The sequence below is a fragment of the Larkinella harenae genome (genome assembly GCF_054780515.1).
In genome coordinates this window covers 2,745,111-2,763,338 of the sequence record NZ_BAAGWE010000001.1, presented here as the reverse complement: position 1 = coordinate 2,763,338, position 18,228 = coordinate 2,745,111, and the positions used below count along the sequence as shown (strand labels likewise).

Below are 18,228 nucleotides of genomic sequence, written 5' to 3'. Positions count from 1 at the left end.
GTACCAATGCCTCGGCGGAATCCTTCAACGCGAAAATCAAGGCATTTCGGGCATCATCCAGAGGAGTCAGAGACATTGCTTTCTTTCTGTTCCGATTGACCAAACTTTATGCCTAACTTCCCCCCAACTTTTGCTCTTGATCCATTATATACGGCTCCATTTTCAAGTTGCTGATTAATGAACCGTTCCCAGCGTTGGGCCTCTTTCAATCTTTCTTTACTATCCTTTGATCTGTTAAAGCGGCTAAAAAATCGGCGTTCTAATTCTTGGGAGACAATATTCCACTGGTAGAATTCCAGTAGCCAAGTTTTTGAGGTGTCATAATTAAAATGGTAGAGTTTACAGAGACGGTAAGGGGGAATGGATTCTAAGCCCTTTTTAGGCAACTCCATCAGCGTATATGTTAAGCGTTTTGTTAAGTTAAGGTGGCTATACATAGAAAATGCTGTTTTCTGGGCAGAAAACAGCATTCGGGTCTGTTTGGTGGAGATAGTCGGATTCGAACCGACGGCCTCTACAATGCCATTGTAGCGCTCTAGCCAACTGAGCTATACCCCCGTTTTTCGTGGTGCAAAGATGAAGAAAACCGGAAGAAAAAACAATACAGCTTCTAAAGATTTCTTTTACTGTTGCACCATCTCGGCATCCGCGATGATATAATTGAGCTCGTATATATTATCCGCGTTCAATTTGAGCGTGCCCCGGAACGTGCGCCGTTCATCGGTCTTGAACTTTAAGCCGCTTTTTTTGAATTTCAACGACACAACCGATTCCGGTCCGGCTCCACCACAGAAGAAACAGGCACTGTAAGGAAAAGCCGAAAGAACATAAGTATTGGATTCGATATCAACCGGCAGTACGTAGCCCGTTAACTCAACGGGTTTGCCGCTCAGTTTTTGAATTCCCGCGCCAAAGGTCGGATATAGCATATAAACGGACTCTTCCGGGTACCACTTTTTCTTGAAAGTAACATCGCGCAGTGTTTCCCAGGACAATTTGACCGGTTCGGCAACAACCGCTGCCGGACGCACATTGGCCCGGTTTCCGGGTGTAAAAGCCGCCAGCGTCAGCAATCCCAATAAAGCGATGAAGCAGACATTTTTTTTCATGATCAGATCGCGTTCAGATACGTACAAATCTACGTCGTTTTGAGCTTAAAAAACAAGACAAACCGCGGTTTGGTTCGGTTTTTAGAGCCTATCCGGCATAAGTTGACCCGCCATCTCTCCAATTATTGCAATTTTTGCTACCTTTACCTTAATCAACGTGGTTGTCTTACTAAAACCGTGTCGGAAGTAATCAGCGTTATACCCCAGAACACTCAGCCTTCGGCTCGCCATTTTAACCGCCCATTTGTATTCACCCTGGTGTTTATTGCGGTTTTATTGACGGCGGCCGAAATTGTGACCCAATACCAGACCCGGCGTGAAGCGGAACGGGTGATGGTGATTCGAATGGCTTCGGCTCAGCGCCCGTACAGCCAGCGGCTGGTTAGTAAAGCCGTACAACTGAGCCATCCGGGTCAGCATGAGCGATTTAAGCATAATCTGGCCGAAATCAAAAAGCTATTTGCGCAGTTTGAGACCAATCAGCTAAACATCGAGCAGGGCACCGTACCGGGGTATCCGGTTATGCTGCAAAACAGTGACAGCGTCAACTTTCGCTACCGACAGCTAAAACCGTACTTCTTCGGCTTCCGGACCAGCATGCAACGGATTATTCAGCAGGCCGATCAGGCTGGCAGCCCGGAGGCTTTTACCACCCAAGCCGTTCTGACGGATTTGCTGGCCAACGAAAAACCGTACCTGGATGGTATGGAAGAGGTTATCCAGCAGTATACCAAAGAAACGCTGGCAAACGTTGAGATGACCCGCTGGCTAAAACTGATCATCTATATTTTTACGGTGCTGGCACTGGTGTTTGCCGGTTGGTTTATTTTGCGGCCGGCAGTCAATAAATTTGAGGCTATCATCGTTCAGTTAGTCGAAGCAGAGACCCGAACGGCCACCACCAATCGCAAGCTGCTGTCGTTGAACCGGGCCCTGAAAGAAACCCGCCAACAGCTTTTCGACGCTACCCGCCAGCAGTACCAGCAACAGATGGACGAACAAAAACTCCGAACCTCGTATCTGGTAGCGGGTCAGGAAGAAGAGCGCAAGCGGCTTTCCCGCGAGTTGCACGACGGTATTGGACAAATGCTGACAGCCATTAAATTGCAGGTCGAAAGCTTTGAAAAAAGTTTAAACGGAAAAGAAAAAGAGATCAAAAGTTTTGTCGTCCTGAAAAACCTTATTGCCCAAACCATTCAGGAAACCCGCAACGTTTCTAACAACCTGATGCCAACGGTCTTGAGCGATTTCGGGTTGATTCCGGCCGTAAAAATGCTGGCCGACACCCACGACAAAAACAGCAAAACGGACATCATTTTTCACACCAATCTGAAAAATACCCGGCTGGATAAAAGCGTGGAAATCGGCGTTTACCGGATTGCACAGGAGGCCGTTAGCAACGCCCTGCGCCACGCCGAACCGACGCAGATTACAATTGATCTTTTTGAAAAAGATAATTACTTACATTTGATTGTGAACGATGACGGAAAGGGGTTCCGCATCCACCGTAGTCGGAAAGAAGATACCAAACGGCCTTCGCAGGGCATTCACAATATGAATGAACGAGCTGCGTTGATCAATGGTAAATTCAAAATTTCGTCGGCCCCTGATAAAGGCACCAAAGTACAAGTTAGTATACCTTTTAAACTCGCACACCAGGAATATGAGTACACTCAAACTGATGCTGGTTGATGACCACTCGATTGTCCGTAACGGAATTCGCTCACTGCTGGAACAAAACGATGAATTTGTAATCGTTGATGAAGCCGGTGACGGCGAAGAAGCCCTTGAAAAACTGAAAAGCCAGCAACCAGATGTTGTTCTGATGGACATTTCGCTGCCGGGTATGTCGGGGATTCAAACCACCCAGATTATTTCACGTCTGTACAAGAATATCAAAACCCTGATGCTGTCGATGCACAACAATGAAGATTACATTCTTCGTTCGGTAGAAGCTGGCGCCTTTGGGTATATTCTGAAAGACTCGTCGAGCGACGAAATGATGAAAGCCCTCCGCACCATTGCCAGCGGAGAAAAGTACTTCAGCTCGCCTGTGGCCACCATTATCCTGAATGGCTATATGCATCAGCTGAAGAAAACCGAACGCACCACAAAAGTTCGACGCTCGAAGCTCTCGAAAAAGGAAAAAGAAATTCTGCAATTCCTGGTCGACGGGATGAGCAGCCGCGAAATTGCGGAAAAACTCCAGCTCTCGGTCCGAACCGTTGATAATCACCGCGCCAACATGATGCGTCGGCTTCAGGTAAAAAATGCCGCCGAATTAGTAAAAATGGCCGTCGAAGAAAAATTGATTTAAAAAACTATTTTGGACAGCGGTAGTGTTATACTTGTGAGTCTTTACAAAGACAACCTGTATTTTTATACATTTGTGTAACAAAGACTATAGCATTAGTATAGTACTTTAACCAAACCATTTTTACTATGGCACTCCGATTAGGCGACATTGCTCCGGACTTTACGGCTGAGACCACCGCGGGCACGATCAATTTCCACGAATGGCTGGGCGATTCCTGGGGGATGATTTTTTCACACCCTGCTGACTTTACCCCCGTCTGTACTACCGAACTGGGCCGTACGGCTCAACTGAAAGACGAGTTTGCCAAGCGTGGTGTTAAGGTGATTGCCGTCAGTGTTGACCCGCTGGATTCGCACCAGGAATGGGTGAAAGATATCAACGAAACTCAGAATACGACGGTTGACTTCCCGCTCATCGCGGACCATGACCGGAAAGTAGCTGAGCTATACGACATGATTCACCCGAATGCGTCGGAAAAAGCAACGGTGCGTTCCGTATTTATCATCGGCCCCGATAAAAAAATTAAGCTGACATTGACCTACCCAGCTTCAACGGGCCGGAATTTCTTTGAAATTCTGCGAGTTATCGACTCCCTGCAACTGACGGCCAACTACCAGGTAGCCACTCCCGCCGATTGGCAGGAAGGTGGCGATGTCATTGTGGTTCCGGCGGTTAGCACGGAAGATGCCATCAAAAAATTCCCGAAAGGTGTCAATATTGTTAAGCCTTATTTGCGCACAACGCCCCAACCGAATAAATAAGGTTATTCTTAAAAACAACGAAGCCCAGAATGCGCATTCTGGGCTTCGTTGTTTTTAAGGCGCGGGCCTTTGTCTCATTTTTGGAACAATCCGGCCTTAACTAAGTTAATTTTGTGTAATCAAAGTTAAACAACGTTATGAATGTTTTAGAAAGCAACCGCCCTAAAGGATCGGTTAAAAACCCGAATCCCACGCACAAAGAAGGCCCAGTGGCCGAAGCCATCGAAGAGCAAACCGCGAAATTGCCTTCTGATGTATTTCTGTGGGCATCCATTGCCTCAATGGGTGTATCATTGTTTTACAAATTCCAGGGCGAAAATGACAAGGCCCTTTTTGTTGGTCAGTGGGCCGCTCCGTTCCTGTTATTAGGTTTGTATAACAAAATTGTGAAGCTGGAAGGCCACGACTAATTAGTCCATTCTAAGAAAGAAGTAGAAGAGCAGGATTGAAAAGAGGAAAGTTAATTTCTCTTTTCAATCCTGCTCTTCTACTTTATTTTTTCTCCTTATTTTTGCCCGGTATGAGCCAGTTTGTTCTGTATATATACCGGAAGAGGAAGTATCTGATCTGGCCATTTCTGGTCCTTTGTCTGTTGCTGGTTGCGTTTTGGTGGAACCGTTCCCTGGAAAAAGTGAATGAACTGCAATGGCAGTTTGTGAACGGTTACGGCATCCGGATGCCACTGAAATACACTATCCACGGCATTGATGTATCCCACCACAACAACCGGATCAACTGGCAACGGGTTTGCCAGGCTCAGGCCGATGGGGTTGCGCTTCAGTTTGTATTCGTTAAGGCTACTGAGGGTGCTACCCTTGTTGACCGCCGTTTTAAACACAACTGGCAGGAAGCCCGGAAAGCAGGTCTGAAACGCGGTGCTTATCATTTTTATCATCCCAGACGGGATCCGGCCAAACAGGCCCGGAATTTCATCAAAACCGTTAGCCTCAAGCCCGGCGACCTGGCTCCGGTACTGGACCTGGAGCGCAACGATAAAGGCCGCGTACCGGCCGATCAATTAATTGCCGACATCCGGGTATGGCTACAACTGGTTGAAGATCACTACGGCATGAAACCAATCATTTATGTCAATCGCCATTTTTACCTGCTTTATATTGATGGTAATTTTGATGATTATCCACTATGGCTTGCCGATTACTCGTCGGATCATCACCGGCAATTTAAAGCTGACCGTTTGTATTTTTGGCAACACAATGAAAAAGGCTCCGTTGACGGAATTCGCGGCAAAGTCGATTTTAATGTGTTTGTTTGTGAACCTGAGCGCCTGAAAGAAGTTTGTCTTTGACCCCCAAATCCAATGTTACCGACTCATTCTTTTCTACAACTCCCTGCTTATCAGCAGCTCCAGAATCATTACCAGCAAACTAAAGATCGTCATCTGCGCGAATTATTTGCTGAAAATCCCAAGCGGTTCGAGCATTTTTCGCTGCGGTTTGAAGACATGCTGGTCGATTTTTCCAAAAATCGGATCGACAATGAAACCCTGCGTTTGCTCCGGAATTTGGCGGGTGAAGCCGGGATTTACGACGCCATCGAAAAAATGTTTTCGGGCGAACACATCAATGTAACTGAAGACCGTGCGGTTTTACATACAGCCCTCCGAAACCGTTCGAATACGCCCGTTCTGGTCGACGGCAAGGACGTGATGGCGGATGTGAACGAGGTACTGGCGAAAATGAAACACTTTTCCGAACGCATTACTTCGGGTGAATGGAAAGGATATACGGGCAAGCCCATCACCCAACTCGTCAATATCGGTATTGGCGGCTCGGATCTGGGCCCGGTCATGGTTACCGAAGCCTTAAAACCGTACGCAGTTCAGCAGGACGGCAAACCTCAACTGGAGGTTCATTTTGTGTCGAACGTGGATGGCGTTCATATTTACGAAACCCTCCAGCAACTTGATCCGGAAACTACCCTGTTCATGATTGCGTCGAAAACATTTACGACGCAGGAAACAATGGCGAATGCCCACTCAGCCCGCGACTGGTTTCTGAATCACGCCCATGAGCAGTCGGCGGTCGCGAAGCATTTCGTCGCCATTTCAACGAACCAATCGGAGGTTGAAAAATTCGGCATTGATCCCGACAATATGTTTGGATTCTGGGATTGGGTCGGTGGGCGGTATTCGCTGTGGTCGGCCATTGGCTTATCGATTGCCTGCTACATTGGTTTCGACAATTTTGCCGAATTACTAGAAGGCGGCCATGCAATGGATTTGCATTTCCGGAATACCCCGCTTGAAGAAAATATTCCGGCTACGCTGGCTCTCATCGGGATCTGGTACAATAATTTCTTTGGTGCCGAGTCGCACGCCATTTTACCCTACGACCAGTACATGCACCGGTTTGCGGCCTATTTTCAGCAGGGCGATATGGAAAGCAACGGCAAGTCCGTAGACCGCAATGGGCAACCAGCGGCTTACCAAACCGGGCCAGTTATCTGGGGTGAACCGGGCACTAACGGCCAGCACGCGTTTTATCAGCTGATTCACCAGGGCACTAAATTGATTCCGTGTGATTTCATCGCTCCGGCAATTAGCCAACGGCCCCTGGGCAATCATCACACCATGTTGCTGTCCAATTTCTTCGCACAAACCGAGGCATTGATGAATGGTAAATCCGGCGAGGAAGTGGTCTCCGAACTGAAAAAAGCGGGCAAAAATGAAGAAGAAGTAGCCCTGCTGATGCCTTTCAAGGTTTTCTCAGGCAACCGCCCTACCAATTCCATTCTGGTCAAAAAAATAACGCCCCGAACCCTCGGCAGTTTGATTGCGATGTACGAACATAAGATCTTCACCCAGGGTGTCCTCTGGAATATCTTTAGCTTTGATCAATGGGGAGTTGAATTAGGCAAGCAACTGGCCAATCGGATTCTTCCCGAGCTGGCCGACGACCAGCCTGTTTCGACCCATGATAGCTCCACGAATGGCTTAATTAATTATTTTAAAGAATTACGCAAAGCCTAAACAATCCAAGTGCCCCCTTGTTAATAAGGTGCATGTTGAACATGCACCTTATTTTTTTACAACTTCAACACCATTGTGATCATGAAACGCAAAAGTACATTGTTTGCGCTTTGCCTTTTGGGAACGTGGAGCGCTTATGCTCAGGAAATCGCGTCGGATAGCTCTAACCGAGTACAACCGACGACCACGACTACGACGATCAGAGAATCCGGAACTGATACCACTTACCGCTCTAATTCGATGAATTCTACGACAGACAATTCATCGAGCACAACGCCAGCGACCACGACGACGGATGCAACAATGCCGAGCAACACCTCGTCGTATTCATCCAGTTCGACCACCGAATACCGCAGCCGGGAAGGTCGTTCCAAAGCCGACAGACCTTACAAAGCCTTTACGGGCGGGTTTTACGTCGGTGCAAATTCAACCCGTTACCGGGGTGAAGACATTGATGGGGACAATCCGGCAGGACGCCTGGGTTACCAGATTGGCGCTTTTGTTCGGGGCGGTGGCCGCATCTACGGCCAATTGGGCGTTGAATACTTCGCGTCCAGCTCAAACTACTTCCGGCCTGGCGATGGCGCATCCCTTTCGGACATTTCGGGACGTATCAACACGAAATGGCTGCAGATCCCGGCCTATGTCGGGGTAAAACTGGCGCAGTCAGAGCGCGGTATTTCAGCGGTACGTCTGGCCGTTGGTGCTGAATACGCCAATCGGCTGAGTGGTAGCAACACCATTGACATTGACAATAACGAAATTAAGAGCGGAGCTTTCCTCGGCCTGGTTAATTTAGGCTTCGACATTGGTCCCGTCCTGATTGACCTGGTTTATCACCACGGTTTTTCCGATGCCATCGAAGGGTTCAACAACTCACAGCGTCGGGCCGTTGGGGTCAACGTAGGTTTCAAATTCTAAGTAGAGTGCTGTTTTCAAATGTGAACGGTGCCGCAGCTCAAATTTGCGGCACCGTTTTTTTATGATATGCCGGAGCTTATACCACTTTCTGGGCAAGACGCTCAATGATTGCTCCGCCCGTCAGCTTTTCCTGCTCACCCGTTACCATGTTTTTGAAGGTCAACTGACCGGTCTGAAGTTCTTCCGATCCAATCAATACCACGTACGGAATTCGCTTTGCGTTGGCATAATCCAGTTGCTTTTTCAACTTTGCCGTGTCTGGGTAGGCCTCAGCGGCTACATCATTGGCCCTCAACTGGCTCAACAATGGCAACCCAAGCGAACGCGCTTCCGGGTCCATATGAACAATCAACACCTGCGTCGATTGCAGGCCCGTTTGCGGAAACAAGTTCAATTCTTCCATGACATCATAAATCCGATCGACGCCGAGCGAAATTCCGACGCCTGACAACCCCGGCATACCAAAGGCACCGGTCAGGTTATCGTATCGCCCCCCTCCGCTGATGCTACCAATCTGCACGCCATTGGCTTTGACTTCAAAAATAGCACCTGTATAATAGGACAGTCCGCGCGCCAAGGTTACATCCAGTTGAATGCGGGGGTTTTCCAAACCGTATTGCGCCACCAGTTGCCAGACTTCTTCCAGCTCCTTCACTCCCTTTAGCCCAACCTCCGAATCGGCCAGCCAGCTCTTCAGTTGAGCAAACGCGGCTTGCGAATCGTCCGGAAACTGAAACATAGGCTCCAGTTTAGCAATCGATTCGTCGGAAAAACCGCGCTGTTTTAGCTCTTCAACCACTTTTTCTTTCCCGATTTTATCCAGTTTGTCGATGGCTACCGCCAGGGGCCCCTCCTGCCCTTCCGCACCGACCACTTCAGCAATGCCGGTCAGAATCTTGCGGTTATTGATTTTCACCGTAAAATCGTCAATCCGCAGGTTTCGCAGGCTCTCGTGCAACATCAGCACGATCTCGGCTTCACACAGTAGCGAGTCCGTTCCCACCACATCAGCATCGCACTGCACAAATTCCCGGTAACGGCCTTTCTGAGGTCGATCGGCCCGCCAAACCGGCTGAATCTGGTACCGTTTGAAGGGCATCGTTAAGGCATGGCGGTTCATCACCACGTAGCGGGCAAAGGGCACCGTCAGGTCATAGCGCAGCCCTTTTTCCGAAATTTTGAGGGTCAACTTGCGGGCGTTATCCTGCCAGTCGGCTTCCGTCAAACCGTTCGAAAAATCACCGGAATTAAGAATTTTAAATAACAATTGATCGCCTTCCTCGCCGTACTTCCCCATCAGTACAGACAGGTTTTCGAGGGCGGGAGTTTCGATGGGTTGAAAGCCGTAACGACGAAACGTTTGCCGGATGGTTTCCAGCAAAAAAAGCCGTTTGCTCATTTGTTCCGGCCCAAAGTCGCGGGTGCCGCGGGCTAAACTCGGTTTTTGCATGCCGCAAAAATAGCAAGCTAAACGGAGTTTTTTACCGGCCCGGCTCCCGATTTTAAACGATGATCCTGAGCATTTACCTGACTTCCTTTCCCTGTGTCGCTTAACTTGCTGATGAATATTGGTTTTCTGCGGTTTTTCCGCTAATTTTGCGGACCATTTGGAACCAACATACTAATTTATACAATCATGGGAGTTACTGAACTGAAACGTAAAGACCGCAAAAATAAAGCCCGTGCGAACAACAAAACCGCACGCATCAAGCAGTTGCTGCGTCGTCCCGACATCAAAAATGTGGACGTAGACGCCATCAAAGCTTCGTTCGCTGAAAAGAAAGAACAGGCTGCGTCTTAATGACCGACCGTTTCCGTTGAGCTGTCCGCTTGCAGGGACCGGTTATCAATCGATTGCCTCGTTACGCTCGACGGACGGGGTTTTCTTTTTTTTGCCGGTTATGGTTCCGAAGATTTTTTTTCAGATACCGGCGGATCATTCGACGGTTTTCGATGATTGTTCGAAATACGATGGACTGCCCAAACAGCGCAATCCCGGTATTAATGACGATCAGGCTATACGTTCCGAGCAAAAACCACCGATCAAAAGGCTCACCCGAATGTTTCAGGTTAGCGGCTTCGCTGAAAACACACAAGCCGTATCCAATCAGCATTAAGCTGAAAGGTGCCAGCAAAAGCCATTTCGTGCGCGTACTCATCCGTTTGAGGAGTCGCCGACCCGGAGGTTTAGAAGGAGCTACGGCCATTTTCTATTAGGTTATACCAGTAATCAAAGCTCTAAATTAACAGACTAAATCGCATTTTGCCCGTTTAGTTGTTAATTATTCCGCTTCTGAATCTGTTAGAAACCCGCAACGGTTTATTTTGTTTGTGCTTTCTGTTTTATGAAACACCTCATCAGTTTTATATTACGAACGGTCCCGCGTCCGGTATTGCAGCGTGTCAGCCATTACGCCATGAAAGCGATGATGGTTTTCTACCGGGGTAACAACGTCGAATGTACGGTTTGTAGCAAACACTTTCGGGAATTTATGCCGTTTGGCCGGATCAACCCGCGCCCGAATGCCCTATGCCCCAACTGCCTGGCGCTGGAACGGCACCGACTGATGAATCTGTATTTGCAGCGGAAAACGAATTTTTACCACGACCGGCTGAAAGTCCTGCATGTTGCACCAGAACACTGCTTCATCGACCGTTTTGAGAAATTACCCAACCTCGATTACATTACGGCTGATATTGAGTCGCCACTGGCTAAAATTAAAATGGATATCCACCAGATTCCATTTCCCGACAACACGTTTGATGTGGCTTTTTGCAACCACGTCATGGAGCACGTCGACGATGACATCAAAGCCAGTAGCGAGCTCCACCGCGTACTGAAGCCCGGCGGCTGGGCCATTATTCAGTCGCCTATTGATTACAACCGGGCCACCACTTTCGAAGACCCAACCATTACGGACCCCAAAGAGCGGGAACGGCTTTTCTGGCAGAGTGATCACGTCCGGCTTTTTGGCCGCGACTACGCACAACGGCTCGCCCAGGGCGGTTTTACGGTGGTAGAAGATCGTTTTGTGTTTGACTTGCCGAAAGAAGAAGTGAAACGGTTTTCGTTGCCCGCCGGTGAGGTGATCTACCTGTGCAAAAAATAAGTTGATCTACGAGCGTTTCGCTTGATTAAGAAGCGTTTTCAACGTTCTGGTGAACACGTTGGTTTCCGTTTGAAATCAACGGTTTGGATGAATGACGATAGGTTTCCAGGTGTTAAAAACCCTGTTAAGACGCGGACAAAAGACTGCCCGTCAGGACGGATATTCCAGATTAGCCCCGGTTTCTTGATGACCTTTGGGCTCGCGAAGCCGCTTCCAGCCTTCCCTCAAAAAACCAGTCCCGTAACCCATCAACTGCACAAAAGCTGCCCCCACGCTCAGGAAACCAACTCGAAGGCTTTTTTCTTTCCGGACGGCATCCATAAAGATCAGCACCGAAAAAAGAAGTAAAAAACCTATTGCCAGCCCGAATAACACGGGATGAATCAGGTACCAGATCGGAACAGAGAAAACGAACAAGGTAAACAAGGCCGGAAACGTATGCACCAGTCGTAGTTCCGACGGAAAAAAGCGGGCAATGTTAATTCGGGCGCGGCCAAAAAACCGAAGCTGGCGGTAAAACTGGCGAAAGTTAGTCCGGCGTTTGTGGTAAATAAACGCTTCTGGCAGTAAACCGGTTTGGAAGCCGTTTTCAATAATCCGAATGGCAAATTCAATATCCTCTCCCATGCGGCTAATTTTATAGCCGCCGATTGTTTCGTAGACTTTCCGGGAAAATCCCATGTTGAAACTGCGCGGATGAAATTTGCCGCCCAGGTTTTTCTTGCTCCCCCGAATACCGCCCGTCGTAAACGGCGAAGTCATCGAATAACTGATGGCTTTCTGAATAGGGGTAAAATTGGGGTGAGCTGCATCCGGGCCGCCGTACGCATCGAGCCAGTCGGACTCCAACCGCTTTTCAACGGTTTCGAAATAATGCGGAGGCACGAGCGCATCGGAATCGAAAATCACAAAATAATCGCCGGTTGCCCGTTCAAAACCGTAATTTCGGGCAAATCCCTGCCCGCCGTTGGGTTTGAAAAAATAGTGAATATTCAAGCGGTCTTTAAATGATTCCGTTACCGCATCCGCCCGCGTCACAGATCCGTCTTCGACTACTACAATTTCGTCGGGAATGCGGGTCTGACGGACCAGGCTATCGAGCAGTTCGCGCAGCTCGTCTGGTCGGTTATAAACGGGTATGATGACGGAGAAACGGTGACTCATGTCAAATAAATCTAGCCAGAAACGATGAATATGGTTAGGAAAGGGCCAGTCTTTCTTCCAGCCAGCTTTGCAACTCCGACACGGAAAACAGCAGGGCATCGGGTTCCAGCGAACGGAGCAACTCAGGCTCCGCCGTCTCGGCCCAGGCCGCCGAAACAATTGGAACGCCCGCAGCCCGACAGGCCATAATATCGCTTGGGGCATCGCCCACGTAGACCACCTCGTCAGGCTTCAATTGCCATTCCGTCAAAATACGCCGAATATTTTTGGTTTTATGCTCCTTCGTTAAATCCCCGTGCCCAATCTGCTCGAAATAATCCTTAATGTGGTAAAACTCCAGCGAAATTAACGCACTTTTGAGCGCTTTACCCGTCACCAGCGCCAGACGAACCTGCCGCTGCCGGAGCAGTTTCAGCAGGTCGTCGACGCCGTCAAAAAGAGCCGGATAGTCTGGATGCAACTGGGTATAATAGTCGTGGTAAGCGGCTACACCGGTTTCAAACTGCTCCGGGATCAGTTGCTGAATCGTCCCTTCTTCCGACGGGCCAAACGTTGCAATAATTTCGGCATCACTGATGGATCGGCTTACATGCGGCTCAATGGCCATTCGGAACGCTTTAATGCAAAGTGGAAGCGTATCCGCCAACGTACCATCAAAATCAAAAATTACGGCTTTCAGCATCCGGGATTTCGCACTTTAGTTGACTTAAACGATTTCTTTCAGGGCTTCTTCGTTGGCCCAGATGATCTGGTCGACCAGTTCGTCGGTCAGCGCGGTTGAAAGGAACAGGCTTTCAAACTGCGAGGGAGCCAGGTAAACACCACGCTTTAGCATGGCCTGAAAATAACGCCCAAACAACGGCAAATCTGCGGTTTTAGCATCCACGAAATTATAAACCGGGCGCTCGGTCATAAACAGAGTGTACATGGAACCAAGGTGGTTGATTGTAAAATCCAGTCCCAGTTTAACCATGCTGCTGCGGAAGCCGTCGGTCAGTTTAGCGCCGGTAGCTTCCAGTTGGCTATACACTTCCGGATGCTCGTTGAGATACCGTAACATGGCCAAACCGGCCGACATGGCGATTGGGTTGCCCGACAGCGTGCCGGCCTGGTAGACCGGACCGGCGGGTGAAACCAGATCCATGATGTCCTGCCGACCACCGTACGCGCCAACGGGCATCCCACCACCAATGATTTTACCCATTGTAGTCAGGTCTGGACGAATACCAAACCGCTCCTGGGCTCCACCCTTGGCCAGGCGAAAACCGGTCATGACTTCATCGAAAATCAGTAGAATACCGTGTTTGTCACACAATTCCCGCAAGCCTTGCAGAAAACCGGGATCTGGAAGTACACAGCCCATGTTGCCCACAACCGGTTCCAGAATCACGGCAGCAATCTGGTTGGTGTTGGCATCAATCAGCTTCTCCACCGCCCCCAGATCATTGAACGCTGCGGTCAGCGTATCCAGTGCTGTGGCTTTCGTTACGCCGGGGCTATCGGGCGTTCCCATTGTTATGGCTCCACTCCCGGCCGCAATCAGGAATGAATCACCGTGCCCGTGGTAACAGCCCTCAAACTTGATTAGCTTATCACGCCCGGTAAACCCGCGTGCGACCCGAATAGCGGCCATCGTGGCTTCCGTACCGGAATTCACCATTCGAACCTTTTCAACTGATGGCACCATATCGATGATCAACTCCGCCATTTCGACTTCCTTTCGTGTGGGAGCACCAAATGAAAACGAATGTTGAATAGCTTCCCGAACGGCTTCTTCAACCGGCTCGAAGGCATGACCCAGGATCATAGGCCCCCAGGAATTAATCAGCTCAATATACCGATTGCCGTCTTCATCAAACAGGTACGGTCCTTTAGCCGACTTGATAAATAATGGATTGCCCCCCACGGCCCGAAAAGCCCGAACCGGTGAATTCACTCCACCAGGAATCAATGTCTTTGCTTTTTCGAAAAGTTGCTCGCTCGTAGTCATATGGAAATGAGCAAACGATCGACTGAGCTAATGAGTGAATAGCTTCGATGGAAGTAAATAATCGGTAAATTATTCACTTGTCGGCTCAGTCGCTCATTCGCAATTAAGTTAGTTCTCTCATTTAGCCAACACAAACCGGGTTCCGTCAAATTTGATAATCGGAACAACCTGGTTTTCATTACTAGTGGTATAATCGTATCCCGACAGCAGATAGCCTTCTTCGGGAACGGTTTTAAGTTGGGAACGGTTCGTAAGCTGCCCGCGGCTCCGTGCCAGCGCCCGGCCAAAGAACAACAACATGTCGTATCCCTGGTAAGCGTAGGTTGACGGAATCAGGTTGCGCTGTTCCAGGTATTGCTCCCCAAACTCGTTCGTTTCCGGACGCTGGTTATCCACAAATTCGGGGTCAACCAAATACAAATCGTTGCGCGTGAAGGTCGACAGCGGGTTTTTCACCAGATCAAAGGCAGACGCGGTTGCCACGACCGGCACCGTAACTTTCCGCTGGGCCAGCAGTCGTACAAACTTCGCACCCATGCTGTTATCGCTGCTAGCCAGGAAGATATGCCCCGGCTGATTGATTTCCGACACCTTGATGGATTCCAGGTCGGCGCCCACTTTCCGGTATTCGGAAATGGTGTATCCGCTTCGTTTCAATTCTGTTTGGTACAAGGCTGCCAGCGTTGAATCCTTGCGGGAGTTTCCGTAATAAACGGCGGCTTTTTTAGCCATCGAAAGCGTCCGGGCAAAAGCCGCCGTTTTTAAAGCTTGCTGATTCAGCGAGGGAGCCGCCAAAAATGCCAGCGGCTGGTTGGCGACTAGTTCACTGCTGGTTGAAATAGGGTTGACCAACCAGATGTTGTTCTGGCTGGCAAACTCGGTGGCCATGCGGTTTGGCTCGGCATACAATGGCCCGATGAGCAAATCATTTTGTGCAAACCCCGGATTGTTGATCAATGCCGTCATTTTCGACGGATCATTATCCACGTCGTAGGCAAACAGATTTACGGTGATGCCCTCCGACTGGAGTTTCGTTTTGGCCAGCCGCATCCCGTTGTATAGGTCCAGCGCATACTGGTTGGAGCGGGCCGCTTCACCGGGATTGATATCGTTGATCCGGAACGGAAATAATACCGCTACGTTGTAGTATCCCTTGTTACGGTTTTTTGGGGGCTTAGCCACCGTGCCGGTTGCCGCATTATTCTCGGTTGACACTGGCCGCGTTGTTACCGGAACCCCAAACCGATTGGTCAGCCGATCCGACAACTCCAGGTCAGCCGTTGCCGTCGACGTCCGCTGAATCAAATCAATCAAGGCCAGCGCCAGATTTCGGTTGCTGGGAAACTCTTTTTGCAGTTGTTTGAGCCGGTTTAGGTCGGTAATCTGGCTAAAATGGTACGTTTCCAGCTTGTTCACTTCCGGTTTTAGCGCCTGATCGCCGATGGAAGTCAGGTTTTCGATTCCCTCTTCTAGTTGACCGTTTTCAAAACAGGTTGCGCCGAGCAGGTAATACACATCGTCCTTTTTTTTCCAGTCGGGATAGCGCTCGAGCAACTGTTTCAGCATCAGCCTTGCTTCCGAAAACCGCTTGAGATTGAAATCCGCCAACGCATGATAATAATGCGCATAGGGAGCCGCAGCACTCGTCCGGTTCTCAGTCAATGGCCGAAGCTCTGCTTTTGCCTTTGCGTAGTCTTGCTGCTGAATGAAACGTATTGCATACTGAAGCCGCCGTTCGGCATTGTCGACCTGGGCCAGCGCCACGTGCGCGGTCGTCCATAAAAAAAGCGCCAGACCGAGCCCCCGAAAACCGGCGTAAGGACCAAAATACCTGTTCATCTGATTCGAGTAAGAAGCGTGCACAAAACTAACAAAACCAACGCAGACGCGTTGGTTTTGTTAGTTTCAGATCAACGTGATCATTATATTTTTTGGTAAAAACAGGCTTAATAAAGCGCTGAAGGTACTTTCTTAAAAGGTGGCTTATTTTTTGGTGCGTTTCTTAGCTTCTTCAGCTTGCTTCTTAGCGTCTTCGGCCTGCTGCATGGAACGCTGGAGTATTTCCTGGAATTTCGATTTTTTCACGTCGCCTTTCGCAAACTTTTTACGGTTTTCTTCCAGCACCGCTTTGATTTTGTCTTCGTTCACGAACTTACGAATCATGAGTTGTTGCGCAATGGTCACCACGTTCGAAACGAAATAGTAAAACGCCAAACCAGCCGGGAAGGAGTTCATCACAAACATGAACATCACCGGAAACACGTAGCTCATCGCTTTCATATTGACCGGGCTATTCGGTTGGGCGGGCGTCATCTGGTTGTTGTAATACGCGTAGCCCAAACTCGACAAGGTCATGATGACCGTAAACAGACTCAGGTGAGACCCCAAAAACGGAATCGTGAACGGAAAGCGAATGATGGAATCGTAGGTTGAAAGGTCCGTCGACCACAGGAACTCTTTCTGCCGCAGTTCAATCAGGTTTGGAAACAGGAAGAACAACGACATGAGAACGGGCATCGTGGCCAGCACCGGAATACAGCCGCTTAATGGACTGACACCCACCTGCTGATACAATTTCATGGTCTCCTGCTGCTGCTTGGCCATATCATCGCCCACCTTCTCCCGAATGGCGTTTACTTCAGGAGCCAACACCCGCATTTTAGCCATACTGACGTACGAACGATAGGTCAACGGCGTCAACAAGAGCTTCACGAAAATCACCAGGGCGATGATCAGCAAACCGTAGTTGGAAATGAAGTTTTCGAGCAGGTTGAAAACCGGCACAAAGAAGTATTTATTGATTGGTTTCAGAAACGCATAGCCCAAATAAACGTTGCGGTCAAATTCGGGAGCTACTTCGTCGAGCAACTGGTAGTCGTTGGGGCCGAAATAAAACCGGTAGTTTCCTTTTCCGCCTTTCACGTCAGCCATCGGAATCAGCACATCGGCAATGGCGGTTTTTACAATCTGCGTATCATTCGGGTCCACAATGGTTTTAAATACCGCGCTTTTGAAGGGACGTCCTTCGGAAATGAAGCCCGCCAGAAAGTATTTATGCTTAATAGTAAACCATTGCACGGGTTCTTCCAGGGTGGCTTCCTGATCCCCGGTTCCTTCCGTCAACCCATCAAAATTCTCGTCAGCCGACAGGTAGTTAATCGTAGCCGATTTCCGGTTTTCGGTCATGTCGTTTTCAAACTGCCGCATCTTGTCCTGCCACAGGAACCGGATATCATTGTTGGAAACGATATTGTCCAGCCCATTCAGTTTCAGGTCGTAATCAACTACATAACCGCTGGCCGGTATGGTATACGTCTGCTCAATCAGCTGGGTTGGCGACAGGGCCAGTTTAAACGTGATGGTTTGTCCTTTTCCCTGAACCGTCTGCTGTTCGGCGGCATCGGTTTCAAAATAAAGCTTCTCAACATTGACTTTGCCACGGTTGGTCGGCAATTCCAGCACCATCTGGCTGCTTTGCTCGTTGATCAGCACGAGCGGTTTGGAGTCGCCATACGGCTTATAATGTTTCAGGACAACCTCCTTGACACGTCCACCCTGCGTACTAAACGTCACCCGAATGTCGGGGTTTTCCACCACGATATCCCGGCTCTGGCCGGTGGCGGCTACGGCAAAATCACCGTATAATTTCCGGGAAGCGGCTGAGTCAAGCGTTTGTTCGGCGGGGCTGCTACCGGTTTTTGGGGCAGCTTGTTGGGCAGTCGTAGCAGTTGCTTTTTCCTGTTCGGGTTTTTGTTCCGGGGCAGGCTTCGGCATTAGCAGCTGATAGCCCAGCAACATCCCCAGAATCAACACAATACCAATAATTTGATTCCGATCCATTTTTCTGGTTTAAAGTCCAAGGTTTGA

General features: G+C 49.2%; 18 protein-coding genes and 1 tRNA gene. 9 read left to right on the top strand and 10 right to left on the bottom strand.

The genetic code is table 11. From position 1 onward, the window contains the following. Positions 1-53 precede the first annotated feature (53 nt). From ACYVH9_RS11345 to ACYVH9_RS11335, 3 genes are all read right to left on the bottom strand, one after another. Positions 54-470, bottom strand: coding sequence for a hypothetical protein (locus ACYVH9_RS11345; protein WP_460636470.1), 417 nt, complete (start codon positions 468-470; stop codon positions 54-56). Between the two features lie 11 nt (positions 471-481). Further along, positions 482-558, bottom strand: a tRNA-Ala gene (locus tag ACYVH9_RS11340). A gap of 65 nt (positions 559-623) precedes the next feature. After that, entirely contained in the window at positions 624-1,109 is a 486-nt protein-coding gene (locus tag ACYVH9_RS11335) for a DUF3299 domain-containing protein (protein ID WP_460636429.1), read from the bottom strand. A 177-nt stretch (positions 1,110-1,286) separates the two neighbouring features. On the opposite strand from ACYVH9_RS11335, the gene ACYVH9_RS11330 reads away from it, so the two are divergent. The 7 genes from ACYVH9_RS11330 to ACYVH9_RS11300 all read left to right on the top strand — a co-directional run bounded on the left by ACYVH9_RS11330 (position 1,287) and on the right by ACYVH9_RS11300 (position 8,097). After that, positions 1,287-2,801, top strand: a complete 1,515-nt coding sequence (locus ACYVH9_RS11330; RefSeq protein ID WP_460636428.1) for a sensor histidine kinase — start codon at positions 1,287-1,289, stop codon at positions 2,799-2,801. Beyond that, positions 2,791-3,426, top strand: a complete 636-nt coding sequence (locus tag ACYVH9_RS11325; protein WP_460636469.1) for a response regulator transcription factor — start codon at positions 2,791-2,793, stop codon at positions 3,424-3,426. Before ACYVH9_RS11330 ends, ACYVH9_RS11325 begins: the two co-directional genes overlap by 11 nt. 125 nt (positions 3,427-3,551) lie before the next feature. After that, the gene (locus ACYVH9_RS11320; RefSeq protein WP_460636427.1) at positions 3,552-4,187 is read left to right on the top strand and encodes a peroxiredoxin; all 636 of its coding nucleotides are present in this window, start codon (positions 3,552-3,554) and stop codon (positions 4,185-4,187) included. Between the two features lie 137 nt (positions 4,188-4,324). Beyond that, positions 4,325-4,597 carry a hypothetical protein gene (locus tag ACYVH9_RS11315; RefSeq protein ID WP_460636426.1) on the top strand — a complete coding sequence of 91 codons (273 nt, stop codon included), beginning with the start codon at positions 4,325-4,327 and terminating at the stop codon, positions 4,595-4,597. A gap of 110 nt (positions 4,598-4,707) precedes the next feature. Beyond that, a complete protein-coding gene (locus ACYVH9_RS11310; RefSeq protein WP_460636425.1) occupies positions 4,708-5,493 on the top strand; it encodes a glycoside hydrolase family 25 protein in 786 nt (261 codons plus the stop codon). Between the two features lie 12 nt (positions 5,494-5,505). Beyond that, positions 5,506-7,176 (top strand): glucose-6-phosphate isomerase, encoded by a 1,671-nt coding sequence (gene pgi, locus ACYVH9_RS11305; protein WP_460636424.1) that lies wholly within the window; start codon positions 5,506-5,508, stop codon positions 7,174-7,176. 81 nt (positions 7,177-7,257) lie between these two features. Further along, positions 7,258-8,097, top strand: a complete 840-nt coding sequence (locus tag ACYVH9_RS11300; protein ID WP_460636423.1) for an outer membrane beta-barrel protein — start codon at positions 7,258-7,260, stop codon at positions 8,095-8,097. A gap of 76 nt (positions 8,098-8,173) precedes the next feature. Here ACYVH9_RS11300 and hisS read toward each other — a convergent pair whose 3' ends face one another. Beyond that, positions 8,174-9,547 carry a histidine--tRNA ligase gene (gene hisS, locus ACYVH9_RS11295; RefSeq protein ID WP_460636422.1) on the bottom strand — a complete coding sequence of 458 codons (1,374 nt, stop codon included), beginning with the start codon at positions 9,545-9,547 and terminating at the stop codon, positions 8,174-8,176. Positions 9,548-9,733: 186 nt separating this feature from the next. On the opposite strand from hisS, the gene ACYVH9_RS11290 reads away from it, so the two are divergent. Continuing rightward, positions 9,734-9,898 (top strand): hypothetical protein, encoded by a 165-nt coding sequence (locus ACYVH9_RS11290; protein WP_460636421.1) that lies wholly within the window; start codon positions 9,734-9,736, stop codon positions 9,896-9,898. A gap of 61 nt (positions 9,899-9,959) precedes the next feature. On the opposite strand, the gene ACYVH9_RS11285 is transcribed toward ACYVH9_RS11290, so the two are convergent. Next, entirely contained in the window at positions 9,960-10,256 is a 297-nt protein-coding gene (locus ACYVH9_RS11285) for a hypothetical protein (protein ID WP_460636420.1), read from the bottom strand. Between the two features lie 186 nt (positions 10,257-10,442). Here ACYVH9_RS11285 and ACYVH9_RS11280 point away from each other — a divergent pair, with 186 nt between their 5' ends. Then, complete coding sequence (locus ACYVH9_RS11280) at positions 10,443-11,207, top strand: class I SAM-dependent methyltransferase (RefSeq protein ID WP_460636419.1); 765 nt, start codon at positions 10,443-10,445, stop codon at positions 11,205-11,207. Between the two features lie 150 nt (positions 11,208-11,357). On the opposite strand, the gene ACYVH9_RS11275 is transcribed toward ACYVH9_RS11280, so the two are convergent. From ACYVH9_RS11275 to yidC, 5 genes are all read right to left on the bottom strand, one after another. Then, complete coding sequence (locus tag ACYVH9_RS11275) at positions 11,358-12,371, bottom strand: glycosyltransferase family 2 protein (protein ID WP_460636418.1); 1,014 nt, start codon at positions 12,369-12,371, stop codon at positions 11,358-11,360. Between the two features lie 34 nt (positions 12,372-12,405). After that, complete coding sequence (locus tag ACYVH9_RS11270) at positions 12,406-13,053, bottom strand: HAD family hydrolase (protein ID WP_460636417.1); 648 nt, start codon at positions 13,051-13,053, stop codon at positions 12,406-12,408. Between the two features lie 24 nt (positions 13,054-13,077). After that, positions 13,078-14,361 (bottom strand): glutamate-1-semialdehyde 2,1-aminomutase, encoded by a 1,284-nt coding sequence (hemL, locus tag ACYVH9_RS11265; RefSeq protein ID WP_460636416.1) that lies wholly within the window; start codon positions 14,359-14,361, stop codon positions 13,078-13,080. Between the two features lie 117 nt (positions 14,362-14,478). After that, positions 14,479-16,200, bottom strand: coding sequence for an ABC transporter substrate-binding protein (locus ACYVH9_RS11260; protein WP_460636415.1), 1,722 nt, complete (start codon positions 16,198-16,200; stop codon positions 14,479-14,481). Between the two features lie 144 nt (positions 16,201-16,344). Further along, on the bottom strand, positions 16,345-18,201 hold the full coding sequence (yidC, locus tag ACYVH9_RS11255; RefSeq protein WP_460636414.1) for a membrane protein insertase YidC: 1,857 nt from the start codon (positions 18,199-18,201) through the stop codon (positions 16,345-16,347). Positions 18,202-18,228 lie beyond the last annotated feature (27 nt).